At 36.8% G+C, this 17,763-nt stretch carries 17 protein-coding genes; 16 read left to right on the top strand and 1 reads right to left on the bottom strand.

The annotated features are described in order from the left end of the window. The first annotated feature begins 69 nt into the window (after positions 1 to 69). The 4 genes from KIM67_RS06820 to KIM67_RS06805 all read left to right on the top strand — a co-directional run bounded on the left by KIM67_RS06820 (position 70) and on the right by KIM67_RS06805 (position 4,244). The gene (locus tag KIM67_RS06820) at positions 70 to 975 is read left to right on the top strand and encodes a dihydrodipicolinate synthase family protein (protein ID WP_213830597.1); all 906 of its coding nucleotides are present in this window, start codon (positions 70 to 72) and stop codon (positions 973 to 975) included. Next, positions 976 to 1,986, top strand: coding sequence for a 4-hydroxyproline epimerase (locus KIM67_RS06815; protein WP_213830596.1), 1,011 nt, complete (start codon positions 976 to 978; stop codon positions 1,984 to 1,986). A 1-nt stretch (position 1,987) separates the two neighbouring features. Continuing rightward, a complete protein-coding gene (locus KIM67_RS06810; RefSeq protein ID WP_213830595.1) occupies positions 1,988 to 3,244 on the top strand; it encodes an FAD-binding oxidoreductase in 1,257 nt (418 codons plus the stop codon). A gap of 151 nt (positions 3,245 to 3,395) precedes the next feature. Beyond that, complete coding sequence (locus KIM67_RS06805) at positions 3,396 to 4,244, top strand: hypothetical protein (protein ID WP_250149183.1); 849 nt, start codon at positions 3,396 to 3,398, stop codon at positions 4,242 to 4,244. 48 nt (positions 4,245 to 4,292) lie between these two features. Here KIM67_RS06805 and KIM67_RS06800 read toward each other — a convergent pair whose 3' ends face one another. Then, complete coding sequence (locus KIM67_RS06800) at positions 4,293 to 4,928, bottom strand: alpha/beta hydrolase (RefSeq protein ID WP_213830593.1); 636 nt, start codon at positions 4,926 to 4,928, stop codon at positions 4,293 to 4,295. A 72-nt stretch (positions 4,929 to 5,000) separates the two neighbouring features. On the opposite strand from KIM67_RS06800, the gene KIM67_RS06795 reads away from it, so the two are divergent. The 12 genes from KIM67_RS06795 (at position 5,001) to KIM67_RS06740 (ending at position 17,683) form a co-directional block, all read left to right on the top strand. Then, the gene (locus tag KIM67_RS06795; protein WP_163419072.1) at positions 5,001 to 5,423 is read left to right on the top strand and encodes a PaaI family thioesterase; all 423 of its coding nucleotides are present in this window, start codon (positions 5,001 to 5,003) and stop codon (positions 5,421 to 5,423) included. Next, positions 5,404 to 6,465 carry a chorismate-binding protein gene (locus KIM67_RS06790; RefSeq protein ID WP_250149182.1) on the top strand — a complete coding sequence of 354 codons (1,062 nt, stop codon included), beginning with the start codon at positions 5,404 to 5,406 and terminating at the stop codon, positions 6,463 to 6,465. The genes KIM67_RS06795 and KIM67_RS06790 overlap by 20 nt, the downstream gene beginning before the upstream one ends. Before the next feature lie 55 nt (positions 6,466 to 6,520). Beyond that, the gene (menD, locus tag KIM67_RS06785) at positions 6,521 to 8,260 is read left to right on the top strand and encodes a 2-succinyl-5-enolpyruvyl-6-hydroxy-3-cyclohexene-1-carboxylic-acid synthase (protein WP_213830592.1); all 1,740 of its coding nucleotides are present in this window, start codon (positions 6,521 to 6,523) and stop codon (positions 8,258 to 8,260) included. A gap of 42 nt (positions 8,261 to 8,302) precedes the next feature. Then, a complete protein-coding gene (locus KIM67_RS06780) occupies positions 8,303 to 8,644 on the top strand; it encodes a DUF2853 family protein (RefSeq protein WP_213830591.1) in 342 nt (113 codons plus the stop codon). A gap of 72 nt (positions 8,645 to 8,716) precedes the next feature. Next, a complete protein-coding gene (locus tag KIM67_RS06775) occupies positions 8,717 to 9,547 on the top strand; it encodes a S1 RNA-binding domain-containing protein (protein WP_213830590.1) in 831 nt (276 codons plus the stop codon). Positions 9,548 to 9,709: 162 nt separating this feature from the next. After that, a complete protein-coding gene (locus KIM67_RS06770) occupies positions 9,710 to 10,309 on the top strand; it encodes an SPOR domain-containing protein (protein ID WP_213830589.1) in 600 nt (199 codons plus the stop codon). 1 nt (position 10,310) lies between these two features. After that, a complete protein-coding gene (gene menA / locus KIM67_RS06765; RefSeq protein WP_213830588.1) occupies positions 10,311 to 11,219 on the top strand; it encodes a 1,4-dihydroxy-2-naphthoate octaprenyltransferase in 909 nt (302 codons plus the stop codon). 32 nt (positions 11,220 to 11,251) lie between these two features. Further along, positions 11,252 to 12,007 (top strand): LytTR family DNA-binding domain-containing protein, encoded by a 756-nt coding sequence (locus tag KIM67_RS06760; RefSeq protein WP_213830587.1) that lies wholly within the window; start codon positions 11,252 to 11,254, stop codon positions 12,005 to 12,007. Between the two features lie 561 nt (positions 12,008 to 12,568). Continuing rightward, the gene (locus tag KIM67_RS06755) at positions 12,569 to 14,530 is read left to right on the top strand and encodes a sensor histidine kinase (protein WP_213830586.1); all 1,962 of its coding nucleotides are present in this window, start codon (positions 12,569 to 12,571) and stop codon (positions 14,528 to 14,530) included. Between the two features lie 99 nt (positions 14,531 to 14,629). Then, the gene (locus KIM67_RS06750) at positions 14,630 to 15,682 is read left to right on the top strand and encodes an o-succinylbenzoate synthase (protein ID WP_213830585.1); all 1,053 of its coding nucleotides are present in this window, start codon (positions 14,630 to 14,632) and stop codon (positions 15,680 to 15,682) included. Next, the gene (locus tag KIM67_RS06745) at positions 15,673 to 16,611 is read left to right on the top strand and encodes a CPBP family intramembrane glutamic endopeptidase (RefSeq protein ID WP_213830584.1); all 939 of its coding nucleotides are present in this window, start codon (positions 15,673 to 15,675) and stop codon (positions 16,609 to 16,611) included. The genes KIM67_RS06750 and KIM67_RS06745 overlap by 10 nt, the downstream gene beginning before the upstream one ends. Further along, positions 16,592 to 17,683 carry an AMP-binding protein gene (locus KIM67_RS06740; RefSeq protein WP_213830583.1) on the top strand — a complete coding sequence of 364 codons (1,092 nt, stop codon included), beginning with the start codon at positions 16,592 to 16,594 and terminating at the stop codon, positions 17,681 to 17,683. Before KIM67_RS06745 ends, KIM67_RS06740 begins: the two co-directional genes overlap by 20 nt. Positions 17,684 to 17,763: the final 80 nt, after the last annotated feature.

The raw sequence follows: 17,763 nt of genomic DNA, 5'->3' as shown, positions 1-17,763 counted from the left end.
AAAGAAAACATATACTTTTAAGATGCCTTTTATGTATATTGGTAACTTAATAATCAACTATTTATACTAATGAAAATAGATTGGGAAGGAGTAATGCCTGCGGTCACCACCAAGTTTACCGCAAATGATGAATTGGACATGCAAATGTTTACAACAAACATTAATGCCCAGATAAAAGCTGGAGTACACGCCATAATACTAGGTGGATCATTGGGCGAAGCGAGTACACTTGACGATAACGAGAAAAAGGTATTGATTGAGCATACGGTGGAGTTGGTTGACGGTAAAATCCCTGTCATCATGAACATAGCCGAAAAGACAACGAAAAATGCTATTGCTGCAGCGGAAAAAGCTAAGCAATACGGAGCTTCAGGATTAATGATCCTTCCTCCAATGCAATATAAAGCAACGGATTATGAAACGCTGGCTTACTTTGATTCAATAGCAAAAAGCACCTCCTTACCAATAATGATTTATAACAATCCAGTGGACTACAAAATTGAGGTAACCCTTGATATGTTCGCGGAACTTGTAAAAAACGAAAATGTGAAAGCAGTTAAAGATTCCACCCGGGACCTTACCAATATAACCCGTATTAAAAATAGATTTGGGGAACGTTTGAAGGTTCTCTGTGGAGTTGATACCCTAGCTATGGAAAGTCTTGTAATGGGTGCCGAAGGTTGGGTCGCAGGTTTGGTTTGTGCCTTCCCAAGGGAAACTGTGGCAATTTATGAGTTGATCAAGGTGGGCAGGGTAGCGGAAGCCACTAAAATTTATAGGTGGTTTATGCCTTTACTAGAGTTGGATATAAATCCACAACTGGTACAAAACATAAAACTGGCCGAAGTTGCGACTGGCATAGGAACCGAACATGTACGATTACCACGAATGCCATTACAGGGCAAGGAACGTAGCCGCGTACTATCGATTATTGAGGAAGGAGTGAAGACCAGACCCGAAATACCATCATTCTAAATGGCAGTTCATACATTTAAATGTATTGATGCGCATACCTGTGGAAATCCTGTGCGTTTGGTTGTCGATGGTGGACCCAAGCTCGAAGGAAAGACGATGGAGGAAAAGCGACAACATTTTCTACGGGAATATGATTGGATTCGCAGGGGACTAATGTTCGAACCACGCGGACATGATATGATGAGTGGAAGTATCCTATATCCACCACATGATTCCAAAAATGATATTGCGGTTCTTTTTATAGAGACAAGCGGTTGCCTGCCAATGTGCGGACATGGGACAATAGGAACCATTACCATTGCATTGGAAGAAGGATTGATCCAACCAAAAAGAAAGGGGAACGTACGATTGGAAACCCCAGCGGGTTTGGTAGAAATAGACTATCATAAGCCAAATAAGAAAGTGGAGTGGGTAAAACTTACCAATGTTAAAAGTTATCTCGCAGAAACACAACTAAAGGTCCACTCTTCCAGACTTGGAGAGCTTTTTTTTGATGTTGCTTTTGGTGGTAATTTCTATGCCATCATCGACCCACAGAAAAATTTTTCAGGAATGCATAGTTTTAAGGCTAGTGAATTGATTCAGTTTTCACAGGAGATCAGAAAGAAAATCAACGATACCTACCCAAATCGTTTTATCCATCCAGAGAATGCCAACATCAACAAGATTTCCCATATTTTATGGACAGGCAATCCAATCGACAAAAATGCTTCGGGTAGAAATGCAGTTTTTTATGGTGATAAAGCTATAGATCGGTCTCCTTGTGGTACAGGTACTTCTGCTCGTATGGCGCAGCTACACGCCAAGGGACTATTAAAAATTGGAGAAGAATATATACATGAGAGCTTTATTGGTTCTAAATTTGTTGGGAAAGTGGAACAGGAGACCACAATAATGAATCAAAAGGCAATCATACCTAGCATAAAGGGATGGGCAAAAATCTATGGAAGGAATACCATTACCATAGATACGGATAATGATCCTTATGCAATGGGATTTCAAGTGTTGTAATATGGGAGCAAACAAGAGTGTTATTGTTGTAGGCGGAGGTATAGTAGGCCTTTCCACAGCTTATTTTCTTCAAAAAGAAGGGCATCAGGTTACGGTGTTGGAGAAAAGCGATATTACTTCTGGAGCTTCTTTTGTAAATGCTGGGTACATTACTCCCAGTCATATTGTCCCGTTGGCGTCTCCAGGAATGATTTCCAAAGGAATCAAGTACATGTTCAATTCTTCCAGCCCCTTCTACATGAAACCAAGATTTGATTTGGATTTTATGAAATGGGCCTGGTATTTTAAAAAATCATCCTCAAAGGAAAAGGTGGAGCGTGCCATGCCCATTATTAGGGATATTAATCTGCTGAGCAGGGAGCTCTATGAGGATATAAAAGCTTCTGGAGATTTAGGGGATTTTCATTTAGAGCGCAAAGGTCTATTGATGCTCTACCAAACAGAAAAGGCCAGAGACCATGAAATGGAAGTAGCACAGAAAGCTGGAGATCTTGGACTGGAAGTTAATTATTTGGATGCTAGTGGCTTACAAAAGGTAGAGCCTAATGTTGATTTGAATGCCTTGGGTGCTATCCACTATGAATGTGATGGACATACAACTCCCTCGCAGTTTATGGAACGAATGGTCAACTTTTTGCCCAAGGTAGGAGTGAAGCTTCGGAAGAACGAAGAAGTATTGGATATAGTTTCCAATGGAGATGCAATAACAAAAGTAAAGACCAACAAGAATGAGTACCATGCGGATGAAGTGGTTTTTGCTGCGGGCTCATGGACTTCAGCACTTTCTAAAAAAATGAACATAAATTTACCCTTGCAAGCAGGTAAAGGGTATCGAATAAATGTAGCGGGTCCTACCAATATAACAATGCCAGCTATTTTAATGGAAGCTAAGATGGCAGTTACGCCTATGAAAGGATTTACTCGTTTTGCTGGAACCATGGAATTCTCTGGCATCAACAAAATAATACGTAAAGAACGAGTAGAAGCTATTGCCCATGGTGCTGCGCGTTATTATAAAGGTCTTAAAATATCTGAAGAAGATAAAAGTAATGCTCAATGTGGGTTACGACCCGTGACACCAGATGGACTTCCCTACATCGGAACCTCCCTAAAACATAAGAATTTGACCTTTGCTACTGGCCATGCAATGATGGGATGGAGTTTGGGCCCCGCAACAGGTAAATTGGTCACAGAACTAATTTCTGGAAAGAAATTGTCTATGGAGATCGTTCCATTTGCTCCGCAGCGAAAGTTTTAAATCATATTTTCTTTAGGTTATTTTTAAGAGCAAGACACGTTTTTAATTTTTTAATTGCCTCATTAAGAAGTAATTTTGCAATATGGTGAAAAACTACGTTGCACTTTTATTTTTTAATCTTGTCTTTCTTGCTGTTCTTCAGTCGCAGGATATGCAAATATTTAAGGTTCAAGATTTTGACCTTAAAGGGAAGGTGAAGTCGTGTTTAGTAATTACGGATTATGGAAAAGAATCTTTTGAGTTCAATAGAGACGGTCTTCTTGTAAAGACTGTAACACAATACAATGATACGGACCAGGATATCACCTATTATAAATACAGCAACAACGAGCTTTTGGAAAAGCGTATGGAGAGTTATAAAAACAATATCCTTGACGCCACCACTTCTATGGCTAATTTTTATTCGGTTGACAGTTTGCCCCAAAAAAAAGTTCTTGAAAAAATCATCTCCTACGACAAGGAGTTTTTAGAGCAACAAGAATATGTTTACGATGCCAAAGGTAGGTTGGTAAAAATTACGACTTCAAATGAAGATGGGGTTGACGAAACCACGGTGGAATATACCCCATACAAAAATGAATTGACCAAGAGTTTTTTCATTAATTCAGTGCTTGAAAAATCAATTAGAACCTCAGAAAGAAAAGGTAAGGCAGGAGTCCAAAAAATAGTTTTGACCAAGGAGTACATTGATGGTGAACCAAATACTGCCGTAGAAGAGATTTTTGATGTGAATGAAAAACTGATTTCCAAAGAATTTTTTAGGTACAGTACCACCGAAAAGAAATTTGTTCAAGAAAAGAAGTTATTATACACCTATGATAAGGACGGCATGTTGGATAAAGTCACTTCAAAAACAGCGACTTCCCAATCTGTAAAGGAGTATATTTTTCAGTTTGACAGTAATAAGGAGAAAAATTGGATAAAACAGATCATAACACCGGACAATACCTACACCACACGTAGAATTACATATTTTCCTGTTGATGAGAAAGAAGGTTAAAACTTCTTTTTTAGTTGAAGCAAATCCCAAAGGTTTCTGTAGAGATTTTCAAACCAAATTTTTAATCACCTCTGTATTCATTTCGTGGCCACCTTCAAAACGAATGAGTTTAGCATTTCCTTGAAATAGCTTATCGATTTTAACTTTCTCTTGCTTCAATCGTTCTTCATTTAAATAATCGTCCTTTTCACCATATACGATTTTAACAGTTGTCGCATTCCAATTTAAATATTCAAAATCTTCTTTGGTCAATTCATTGGGAATTCCACCAGCATAAAGAATCAAGCTCTCGCATTGTATTTTTCTTTTGGTTACCCAGCGTGTTGCTATCGAAACTCCCTGTGAAAATCCAAAAACGATAAGATTGACTTCAGGAGGAATTTGTTCTGCATTGAACACTGCATCAATATAGTTCAATACGTTTTCTGTTTCCATCAGGGTGTTCTCCTTGGTAAGCCAACTCGCGCCCACATACTTATATTCGTTTTTTAAATAATATTTTGATGGTGCTTGTGGCGCTATAATATAGTTTTGATTGGTATTTAAACGTTCAAAATGCTTAATAAAATAGCGACTTAAATAACCAATTCCATGAAAGACGACCCATACATTTTTTGTTTCATGGGTCAACGTATTCAAGGTTACATATGTATTTTTAGTATTGTAGGAGACGGTCTTTTCCATAGATACATTTAGGAGTTTAAAAACTTGGGGACAATTGATCAAGCTTTGCGTAATTTTACAAAAAAATGAAGTATGAACGAGCATAAAGAGAAAATTCTAGCAGTTTGCAACGGTATCTGCAAAGGAACCTTAATGGAGACCTTGGACATTACCTATGTTGATGTGGGAGAGAATTTTTTGATAGCGCGAATGCCAGTGACTCCTAAGGTGCACCAGCCAGATGGCGTGTTGCATGGGGGGGCTTCTGTTGCACTGGCGGAAAGTGTTGGTAGTGCTGCATCTTATATTTTCTTGGATGGACAAGAATTTTATGTAAGAGGTATTGAGATTGCAGCGAATCATGTTAAAGGAATACGCGAAGGTTTTGTATATGCCAAAGCTTCAATAATACATAAAGGTAGAACTACCCAACTTTGGGAAATAAAAATTACAAACGAGGAAGGAGATTTAATTTCCAATTGTAAACTGACTACCATTGCCTTACCAAAAGAATAGCGACTTTCATCAACTTCTAGAAAAGGCGAATCTTTATATAAAAGAAGGATTGCCATTTTCAATCTATAGAAAACCTTCAGAAAATGAAGTTAGGGCCGTTTTTCAAACTACCCCTGACTTAAATTTTACTTTGGATTTTGAGGAGAGCGGATTTGTTTTTGCGCCTTTTGATTTAGATGACAATGCTATTTTGATTAAAGCGGATGAGAGCAAAACTGTCCCTTTTGAAGCGGAGCGGTTAGATTTAGATGTGAATGTTACATTAGCAGAGTCAGGAAAAGACTTTCATTTGAATTTGATAGCAAAAGGAATCAAACAAATTAATAAGGGGCTATTAAGAAAAGTGGTATTGTCCCGTAAAATTGATGTGCCTTTATCAAAACCACCTTATGAAATCTTTCAAAATCTCTTAAACCGCTATCAAGATGCATTTTGTTATTGGTTTTATCACCCAAAAGTTGGAACATGGTGTGGAGCAACACCCGAAACCTTAATGCGAACCCATAACAAAAACCTACGCACAATGTCGCTCGCGGGAACTTTGCCTGTGGAGAAAACTTCTTTGCCTGATTGGGGCAGTAAGGAGATAGAAGAGCAAAAAATGGTTACCGATTACATCAAGGACAAGCTTCGTGATGCTGTAGAAGACCTCAAGGTTGGAAAAGTTAAGTCTGTAAAAGCCGGAAAATTGTGGCATTTAAAGTCTGAAATCACTGGAACAATAACATCAGAAACAAAAATAAAGAGTATCATAGCCGCATTACATCCTACACCAGCCGTTTGTGGTATCCCAACTTATGAGGCAAAGGCTTTTATTAAGGAAAATGAAAATTATGAACGTACTTTTTATACTGGGTTTTTAGGGGAACTCAATTTAGGAGCGACAAAAACGATAGCCTTATTCGTTAATTTAAGGTGTATGGAGTTAAAAGATGATGAGGCCTCTATTTTTGTTGGTGGCGGAATAACATCGGCATCACAACCTGAAAGTGAATGGTCTGAAACACAGAACAAAAGCAAAACAATCTTACGCACAATTTAATTTGATGCATATTAATTTTGGGCGAATGTCTTTTTGGAACGTATTTTTGTAATCCATGATGTATTCGAATATTCCTTCGGCACAGACGCTTGTTCTTTATTTTAAATCGAGGGGAATAAAAAATATTGTGATTTCGCCGGGATCTAGAAATGCCCCGTTAACACTTGGTTTTACTAAAAATCCATTTTTTAATTGTTTTAGTATTGTTGATGAGCGGTGTGCCGGTTTCTTCGCCCTGGGGATGGCACAACAACTACGGGAACCGGTTGCGGTTGTATGTACTTCGGGGAGTGCCCTGTTAAATTACTATCCTGCGGTAGCGGAAGCATTCTATAGTGATATTCCGCTTATTGTCGTATCCGCGGATAGGCCCTTATATAAAATTGATATTGGTGATGGACAAACGATAAGGCAGGAAAATGTTCTTGAAAAACATATTGGTTACAATGCTAATTTAAAGCAAGACGTTGCCCATTCTCCTGACAAGGTCGCCCATTTTACTAAACCACAAGATATAGATTCCCAAGACATTGTTCAGGTTTATAATGAATCGGAAATAAGCAAGGTACTGGACATAGCAATTTTAAAGAATGTACCTGTTCATATCAATATACCTTTTGAAGAGCCCTTATATGGTTGTGTTGAGACAACAAGCATTAAAGTCCCCGGGGTTACAAAAAACAGAGAGATTGAATCTGATATTAAAAATTGGGATGCATTCCTAAAAACCTGGAACTCCAGTAAACGTAAAATGATTCTAGTAGGGGTGAACCATCCCAATGAAATTGATGAAGGAATTTTGGAATCACTTGCAGATGACGATACAATGTTGGTGTTTACAGAGACAACTTCGAATATTCATCATCCAAAATTTTTCTCCAGTATAGACAGTATAATTGCTCCAATAGAAAAATCAGAAAGGCACGAAGAACTTTTTAAAGCGCTTCAACCTGAACTGTTAATTACCTTTGGCGGACTTATTGTTTCGAAAAAAATAAAATCCTTTTTAAGAAAGTACCAGCCTAAGGCGCATTGGCATATCGATACTAAAAAAGCATATGACACTTTCTTTTGTTTGTCTGAACATATAAAGCTAGATGTAAATTATTTTCTACGAAGAATGTTGGACTCAAATAGCAATATCAGCAGTGACTACTACCAATATTGGAGTAAAGTAAAAGAAAAGTATGATGCTGGGCGTGAAACATATATAAATCAAATTGAGTTTTCGGACTTTACTGTTTTTGACCTGTTACAGAAAACCATTCCGCATGGATATCAGGTTCATCTGGCAAATAGTTCAACCGTAAGGTATACACAATTGTTTCCGATGGATGCGTCTTTAAAAGTCTATTGTAATCGGGGCACAAGTGGTATAGACGGAAGTACCTCTACGGCAATTGGAGCATCGGTTTATGCCAAAGAACCAACACTTTTGATAACAGGTGATTTGAGTTTTTTCTACGATAGCAATGCGCTATGGAACGGTTATATTCGACCAGATTTTAGGATTATACTTATTAATAATTCTGGTGGAGGCATCTTTAGAATTTTACCGGGAAAAGAAGAAACAAAGGAGTTTGCTACTTTTTTTGAAACTGAACACGGGCTTACAGCTGAGCATATGGCCAAGATGTATGGCTTGGAATATTTAAAAGCTGATAACGAAAAAGAGCTTAAAAATTGCTTGAAAGACTTTTACAGTAAATCCCAGTATGCCAAAATATTGGAAATAGATACCCCTCGATTACAAAATGATAAAATTTTGCTTAGTTATTTTGATTTTATATCTTAGAAGCTAAGAAATCTTGTAATCTTATAAAGAACACTAACAATCATGAGTAAAAGAGACGAATTAATTGAAAAGTACGCAGCAGATGTAAAGGATAAGTTTGGTGAAACTCCAGATATGAATCTTTTGACCAAAGTTGCTATCGGTCTTGGACCAGCTATTTACAATCTAGATGCTTCAAAAGTTTCGGGATCGGATGACAAAGAATTGGAAACTGTAAAAAACAATTTCCTTATCAAGAAACTAGGTCTTTCGGATAGTCCAGATTTAATGAACGCTATCAACAGTGTCATTGATAAATATGGAAGAAGCGATAGAAACAAACATCGTGCTGTTATCTATTATATGTTAGCAAAACATTTTGGAAAAGAATCCATTTATAATTAATAGGACGAAACGTTTTGGAAAGCTGCCTTTGGCAGCTTTTTTTATACCCAAATTTCAGTATACCTTTGTGCTATGATAGAATTGGGGAATTATAATACTTTAAAGGTATTAAGGAGCACAAGTGTAGGATTATTTTTGGGAGATGATGAGGGTACAGAAGTTCTTTTGCCCAATAAATATGTGCCAGAAGATTTTGAAATCGATAGTCATTTAGAGGTGTTTTGTTATTTGGACAATAACGAGCGACCTATAGCTACAACGATTAAACCCTATATAATTCGCAATAGTTTTGCTTTTTTGGAAGTTGCCGAAGTTGGTACTTTTGGTGCTTTTATGGACTGGGGGTTGGAAAAGCACCTACTTGTACCGTTCAGGGAGCAGGGTGTTGAAATGGAAGAAGGGAAAAAATACGTTGTTTATTGTTATTTAGATGAAGAAACCTTTAGATTAACAGGCTCAAGTCGAATTAAGAGGTTTTTATCGAATGACGGTTTTGATATTCCAGTAAATGATGAGGTAGATTTATTGGTCTATCGAAAAACACCTTTAGGATGGGAAGTCATAATTAACGGAAAATATAAGGGACTGGTATTCGAGAGCGATGTATTTAAACCAATTTCCATTGGAAAAAATCTTAAAGGATATATCAAAGCAGTTCGACCGGATGCTAAAATAGATATTTCATTGCAACCAATTGGCGCTAAGATGCTAGAGCCCACTGCTAACTTGATTTTTGAAAAATTAAAAGATAACGATGGATTTTTGGCCTTGAACGATAAATCTGCTCCAGAGGATATAAGGAACACCCTTCATTTAAGTAAAAAAGCATTCAAAAAAGCAATAGGAACTTTATATAAAGAACGTAAAATTACAATAGAATCTGACGGAATTCGGATGTTGTAATTCTTACGAAATGGGAAACTGTTGGATTGTTAAATTAAAGTTAGTAATTTAAGAGCTGTAAGTTTTTTTCTTAGGACAAAAACTATACTTTTGCGTTAGTGTATATTAACCCTCTGAAAGCTATGCTTTTAGCTTGTTTTCATAAACTTTAACCCAACTAATATGCCATTTATTGAAGAAAGCGATTTACTGGATTTACATAAGGACGTTGATAAAGCACAGATTATCAACGAAAGACTTTTAGATCAAATAAAATTTAAGAACAGAGATTTACAAAAAGTTAGGCTACAGCGCAATGTTCTATTAGGAATAACGGGTCTTTTTGTTATCGGTTTATTGGCCATAACTTCATTTACGGCTGGACTAAGCAGCAAAAACTCATTTGAAAATCAGAGTAACTTATTGGTCTCAATAGATAGTTTAGATGCCATAAAAACACGTATAGATAATCTTAAAGTTCAAAATGAAGAATTAAGCTTGGTAAAGGAGTTTTACCTTGCTAAAGCATTCTTGGATAAAGAGACCATATATTCAGTTCAAGTAAAGTCGTTTGTAGAAAACAATATGACATTGGCATCAGAGGCCTTGACAAACACTTTATTTGTAAAAACCAATCCTTTTTATGCCTATTCGTTAGGTAACTTTGAAACCTTGGATGAAGCACAATCCTTCAGAAAACAATTGGTGGACATGGGCTTTAAAGATGCTTTTGTTGCTTCTTACCAAGATGGGAAAAGAGTACAAATAGAAGACCCCTATTAATTTGGATAAATTCAAGGCTTGGGTACAGGCCGCTAGATTGCGAACACTCCCGCTATCGCTTTCGGGTATTATAGTTGGTTCAGCTTTAGCACACAAACAAGGTTTTTTCGATATTTCCATTTTTATTTTAGCATTACTGACGACTATTGGATTTCAGGTCACTTCTAATTTCGCCAATGATTACGGTGATGGTATTAAGGGGACAGATAATGAAGATAGGATAGGGCCTTCTAGAGCTATTCAAAGTGGGTCTCTTACCCCATCAGTTCTTAAAAAAGGGATAATTGTGGCTACCGTTTTGAGTCTGTTGTTAGCAATAGTACTTATCTACCTTGCTTTTGGCTTTGAGAACCTGAAGTACATTCTGTTATTTCTAGTTCTTGGAATTTTCAGCATTTGGGCAGCCATAAAATACACCATGGGTTCTAATCCTTATGGATATAAAGGCTTTGGTGATGCATTTGTATTTCTATTCTTTGGCCTTGTAGGTGTTTTGGGAAGCATGTTCCTTTATACAAAGTCTTTGTATTGGGTTACTGTATTACCGGCTGTAGTTATTGGACTGTTATGTGTTGGTGTTTTAAACTTGAACAATTTAAGGGATGTTGTTTCGGACAAAAAGCATAATAAAAATACGCTTGTGGTAAAGATGGGGTTTGAAAACGGAAAGATTTATCACCTTTTTCTAATTCTGATTGCATTTATTAGTATGCTAGGGTACACATGGTTAGAAGGCATTGGTATTCTAGAATCATTATATTTATTGGCCTTTGTACCTATCTTTTTCCATCTGTATAAAGTGTTGAATACAAAAGAGCCCATACGGCTAGATGGTGAGCTTAAGAAGCTGGCTTTGAGTACGTTTTTACTGTCGATACTGTTTTATTTGACAGTTAATATTTTTTTGTAAATTTGATATACACTCACTAAACCTAGACTAACTTGGAACATTCCATCAAAATATTAATCGTAGAGGATAATGTAATAATTGCAGATGACATGCAATCTATGCTAGAAGAAATTGGCTATGAGATTGTTGACAATGTAATTGTATACGAACAGGCGGTAGAAGTTTTAAAGAACAATCATGTTGATTTAGTTCTTATTGATATTATCCTAGCCTCTGACAAGACAGGAATAGACCTTGGGAAGCACATAAGAGAAGCATATAATATTCCTTTTATATTCGTCACTTCCAATTCAGATAGAGCAACTGTAGAAAATGCAAAAACGGTTAAACCCGATGGTTATCTGGTAAAGCCTTTTGAACAGCAAGATTTATATACCTCAATTGAGATCGCACTCTCCAATTTCAATTATTCCAAGAAAGAGAATAGCAAAGAGATAGCTGGTGCGGAAGGTGATGCTTTTACATCTAATTCGGTGTTAAAAGATTCAATTTTTGTAAAAAAACAACATCTTTATTATAGAATACAATTTGGTGATATCCAATTTATAAAAGCTGATAATGTTTATTTGGAAGTGAATACTGTCGATAAAAAATTCTTGGTGCGTTCACCGCTGAAGGACTATCTAGAAAAACTGCCAAAGAACAAGTTCTACAGAGCACATAAGTCTTATATAGTTAATGTAGACCATATTGATGCCATTAACTCAAAGGATATCATGATCAACAACAACTTGATTCCAATATCCAAAGACTTTAAGGAGTTTATCATTTCTTCGATGAACAGTTAATTATATTTCTTGATCACCTCTATTTTTAATGCTCCTATTTATTCATTGATATCTAGGTTTTGGTGGATTACCACAACTTTCAACCCGTTCACAACAATATTTTTTCACTGTGAAAGTATGCCCATACTTTAGCAGTGTAATTAATAATAAAAAAGTAAATTTTTTCATTTTCATATAGTGTTCTCGTAAAAGGGTCTTGTTGTAAAAGCAAGGCCTTTTTTAGTGATTTAAATATGGCAAGTCACTTTGATTATCCATGAAATGCACAAAACATCGATAAAGTGCGATTTTACATACAACCATTTCGCTTTCACAACATAAATGAGCACTTTCACAACAATACTGAATAAGTCTTTGGGTTTGGATTTAATTTTGCGGTAAATCTAGCGTTCTTTATATAGGTTATGCTTAAGAAAAGATAAAACAATAATAAACCTTGAAGGTTGTCTTTTTGTTAAGCAAAAAATGAATTGTAATGTAAGGACACGGTAGTTTTAAAAGAGCAAGCATTTATAATCATAGTGTTTCAAGTCTTACTACAAGTACCTCGGGATTAAATTAATGGGACATCATTTAAAGCGATTATTTTCGGTATTGTTATTGGTTTTCGTAATGCAGGTTGCCGCACAATCTGTAGACACGCAAGAGCGTAGTGTATTAAAAGAGTTTCAAGATGCTTCTGGCTCAACGAACCGCTTCGATACTTTCTTCAGCTCAGTTAATAGATACAATGTAAATTCTGCTTATGATTGGTTAGATACCATTAAAGTCTACCTTTCAAATGCGCAAAAGGTAAATGACTCCGTGGCCATTCGACTTTATAAGGTTATGCAGACCCAGGTCTATAACGATTTAGGCGAATACGATAAAAGTACGGCCTTAGCAAAAGAACTATATGCCGCAAAAGATTCTTTGGACTCCAATTCCAAACGTATAGTGCTAAACGTTTTAGATGACAATTATGCCAATTTACAACTCTACGACAAGCAAATAGAAATACGCAAAGAAAAGCGTGAGCTGGGATTATCTGACAATGTTGCTTTTTATGATATCTACAGTAATCTTGGACTTCATAGAAAGGCTAGAAACCAGTACATCATGGAAGTAAAGCCTACTATAGCGGATAATGATTCCTATGGTCTGGCAAAGTACCACAGCAAAGTGGGCAATTATCTAAGATTGGATAATTCTGCACCAACCGCATTGAGCGAACTTAAAAAAGCCAAAGCTTATTTGGATGTTTTCATCAACGATATTTCCAAGCAGAAAACTGAGGAACAGCTATTTGAAAGTGATCTTCTAAAAGCAGAGATAGAAGGTAATATTGGAAAATGCCATGTGCTTTTGAACGAATACGAAGAGGCAATACCCCTTTTAAAAAACAGTATCGAAGTTTTAAGTACGTCCGCTAAAAGCAACTACAAGAGCGAAGTTATTGAAAACACCTTGCATTTGGCCGATGCCAATCTGCAATTGGAGAAATATTTTGCGGCTAAAAATAGTCTGGATATCAATTTTGAGAATATCAGCACACTTCAAAGTATTAAGCGAAACAGTTTATTGGCTGAGTATTATGATAAAGTTGAAAATTTTAAGAATGCTGCAACGTATTACAAGCGGAACGAACGTATCAAGGATTCCCTCAATTTAAAACAGTCGTCCCTTATAAAACAACAATTGGTTACCATAGTCGCCAATGAAGATTTGGAAAACTCCCAAAGGCTAATAGATGAGCAGAAAAAAATAAACGAGTTGGCACGTAGCGAAATGAAGTTAAAGGACGAGCAAATCAATTTTGTATTTATTTCTTTGATTTTCACGCTACTTGGTTTCGCCGGTTTGGTCTATGCCTATCTTAAGAGTATAAAAAACCAACGATTAATAGCCGAACAAAAACATATTATTGAAAATTCGTTGGTAGAAAAAGATTCCTTGCTCAAAGAAATCCACCACAGAGTAAAGAACAATCTTCAAATGGTTTCCAGTCTTTTGAGCTTGCAAACTAAAAATACACGGAGCAAAGCTGCTATTGTTGCTTTAGAAGAAGGTAAGAGTAGGGTAAAGGCTATGGCACTTATCCATCAGAAGTTGTACCAAAATGATGACCTATCTGTAATCGAAATGCAAGGGTATATTGAAAGTCTCATCAATAGTGTACAGTCCGTATATAAAAAAGGAGGACATAACATCAGCATTACCATTGATGCTGAAGGAACCGAGTTGGATATAGACCGAGCAATCCCATTTGGTTTAATTTTAAACGAGCTAGTTTCCAACTCATTCAAGTACGCTTTTCCCGAGAACGATGAGCATGGAAAAATATATATCCATTTACGTAAGAATGGTGATCAGGGCTATTTTGAATATACCGATAATGGCGTAGGACTTCCAGAAGATGCCGATGAACGTGCCCACTCTTCAATGGGAATTCGATTGATGAACCGACTTGTAAACCAACTTCAATCAAAGATGAACATCGATAAAGAAAATGATGGCGTTCGTTTTTGGTTCAACTTTAGTTAAACTTCTTCAATTCCCTTAAGACCTTTTTTGGTGTGTATGTACTCAAGGCATATTGTTTCTTGGTATAACCCAAAATATACCTAAATTTGAAACAATTGCATGAAAGCTAGCTACACTAAGTACACACTCAATTTTAAAGCGCCCAGTGGCACTTCTAGAGGCGTAATGACCAAGAAAGAAACTTGGTTTTTGGTACTACAGGACACTAAAAATTATGGAATAGGTGAATGCGGGCTATTAAAAGGCCTCAGTATCGATGACGTTCCCGATTACGAATCAAAACTTTCATGGGTATGCGATAATATTCATTTAGGGGAAAGAAAGTTACTGGAAGCACTTATTGAATTTCCATCCATTCGGTTTGGTCTGGAACAAGCATTTTTATCACTTGGATCCAATCATCCATTTGAATTATTTCCATCAGCATTTACTACAAAAGAGTCACCAGTTTTAATAAACGGATTAATATGGATGGGCAGCGAGGCCTTTATGCTATCACAATTGGAACAAAAGCTAAAAGAAGGCTTCAAATGCATTAAAATGAAGATCGGTGCCATTGATTTTGAAACCGAACTTAAAATCCTGAAATCAATTCGAGCAAACTTTACAGTTGATGAAATCGAGTTGCGTGTAGATGCAAACGGTGCTTTTTCGTTGTCCAGTGCTTTAGAAAAATTACAAAAATTATCAGAGTGTCAAATTCACTCCATTGAACAACCTATAAAACCCAATAACTGGGAGACTATGGCGGAGCTTTGTGAAAGAACACCACTGCCAATAGCTTTGGATGAAGAATTAATTGGTATACAAGCTGTAACGGAAAAAGAAAAATTGCTACAAACCATACAGCCGCAGTACATTATTTTAAAACCAAGCTTAATAGGAGGCTACGCAGCTAGCCAAGAGTGGATAAACTTTGCGGAGCAATATGACATCGGTTGGTGGGTAACCAGCGCTTTGGAAAGCAATATTGGGCTAAATGCCATAGCACAGTGGACGCATACCCTAAAAACAACGCTGCCACAAGGTTTAGGGACGGGAAGTTTATATACCAACAATTTTGAATCGCCATTAGAGGTATCTGATGGTAAACTTTTTTATAGATCGGCCAAAAACTGGAAAACCAACATAATAGAGGAAGTATGTACATAGAACAAGGATATAAAGGAAACATTGGAATTTGGAAGTATTTTGTTATTCCATTGGCATTTATTGGTTTTATGGTACTAAACTATATTGCAACGGTAAATTCTCCAATTAGTGTGGAAGATACTATGGCGCAACTTATTGACCAATTGGGTTCTAATATCGTACTCATAATCCTATTAGCTCCTTTGGCAGTAGGGCTGTTTGTCGTTTTAGGATGGACTTGGCTCGTACACCAACAATCCATCACTTCGTTAACGACTTCTAGAAAGAAAATAGATTGGAAACGAATAGTGTTTGCATTCACATTGTGGGGCGGTGTAACTATTTTATTGACTGGACTTGATATTTACCTTTCCCCAGATGATTATGTGCTCAATTTTGATTTGAACAAGTTTTTGGCGTTAGCGGTTATTGCTATTATTTTGATTCCATTACAGACCAGTTTTGAAGAATATCTGTTTCGAGGCCATATGATGCAGGGTTTGGGAATTCTGGCTAAAAACAGATGGGTGCCGTTAGTGATAACATCGGTTTTGTTTGGAGTGATGCATATTGCCAATCCAGAAGTGGAAAAACTAGGCTATGGAATCATGGTCTACTATATAGGGACCGGATTTTTTCTGGGAATATTGACCTTAATGGACGAGGGATTGGAGTTGGCGCTCGGCTTTCATGCTGCCAATAACTTGATAACCGCACTTTTGGTTACTGCAGAATGGACCGCTTTTCAGACCAATTCTGTTTACAAGGATATTTCTGAACCAGTGCTCGGGTGGGACGTCTTAATTCCTGTTTTTGTGATTTTTCCAATACTACTGTTTTTGTTTTCTAAAAAGTATAAATGGAATAACTGGAAAGATAGACTGTTTGGCACTGTTATGACCAAAGAAGAATTTGTAGCCCTTACTGAAAGTGAATCCAACGTGGCGTAACATACATCCAGATTTTAAGTTCAACGGAGTTCCGTGTTTCCAAATGGAACTATCGGAAATTGGATATAGCCTTATCAAAGAAGGGCAAACTTTTGAGAATTCGATAGGTGATTTTTTATTGGATTGGATAAGCGATATACCAACAGTCGAAGTCTTCACCTCTGGTTCAACTGGGAAACCAAAAAAAATTACACTCCAAAAAGAGCATATGGTAAATTCTGCCAATGCTACAGGGAAATATCTTGATTTGAAAGCTGGTGATACATCGCTACTTTGCCTGCCTTGTGAAAGTATAGCAGGTAAAATGATGCTGGTTAGAGCAATGGTCTTAGGTTTGGAACTTGATTATATTGAACCATCATCAACACCATTGGCATTACTGCATAAGCCATATGATTTTGTAGCACTTGTTCCTTTGCAGGCCAAAAAGTCAATAACACAACTTTCACAAATTAATACGATTATCATAGGCGGTGCACCTATATCCAGTTCGCTGCAAAAAAAACTAGAGCAAACTGACAGTGCTATTTTTGAGACGTATGGGATGACCGAGACCATTACCCATATTGCAATGAAAAAAATTGGTAAGGCTCAAGTCAGGTCGAGCGCAGTCGATACCTATTTTGAAACATTGCCCAATGTAACAATTTCAAAAGACGATAGGGATTGCTTGGTCATAAACGCTCCCAAAGTTTCCGATGGTATAATTGTCACCAATGATATTGTGGAGTTATTGGACAAGTCAAGGTTTAGATGGCTGGGGAGATTGGATTCCATCATTAATTCGGGTGGTATTAAATTGATTCCAGAACAAATTGAAGCTAAATTGGCACAAGTGATCGGTTGCCGTTTTTTCATCACTGGTATTGCTGATGTATCTCTGGGAGAAAAATTGGTTTTATTTGTGGAATCGGAGAACATTGAAAAATCCGAATTACTTCAGAAAATAGAAGCTTTGGAAGACATCGGAAAATATGAAATTCCAAAGGAAATCTACGCATTTCCATCCTTTGTTGAAACCAAAAGTGGTAAAATAGACCGGATTAAAACTGTGGAAGCCCTTCAGGCTTAAACTCATTCAAAAGGTACGGTTACTTTAAAATATCGCCTTCAAACTAATTTGCGATTTTTTCCAGACGTGATTGATAGTAG

This window comes from Flagellimonas sp. 389 (genome assembly GCF_018449435.1).
GTDB lineage: Bacteria > Bacteroidota > Bacteroidia > Flavobacteriales > Flavobacteriaceae > Flagellimonas.
The sequence above is the reverse complement of the archived record's forward strand: the minus strand, read 5'-3'. Positions and strand labels throughout refer to the sequence as shown.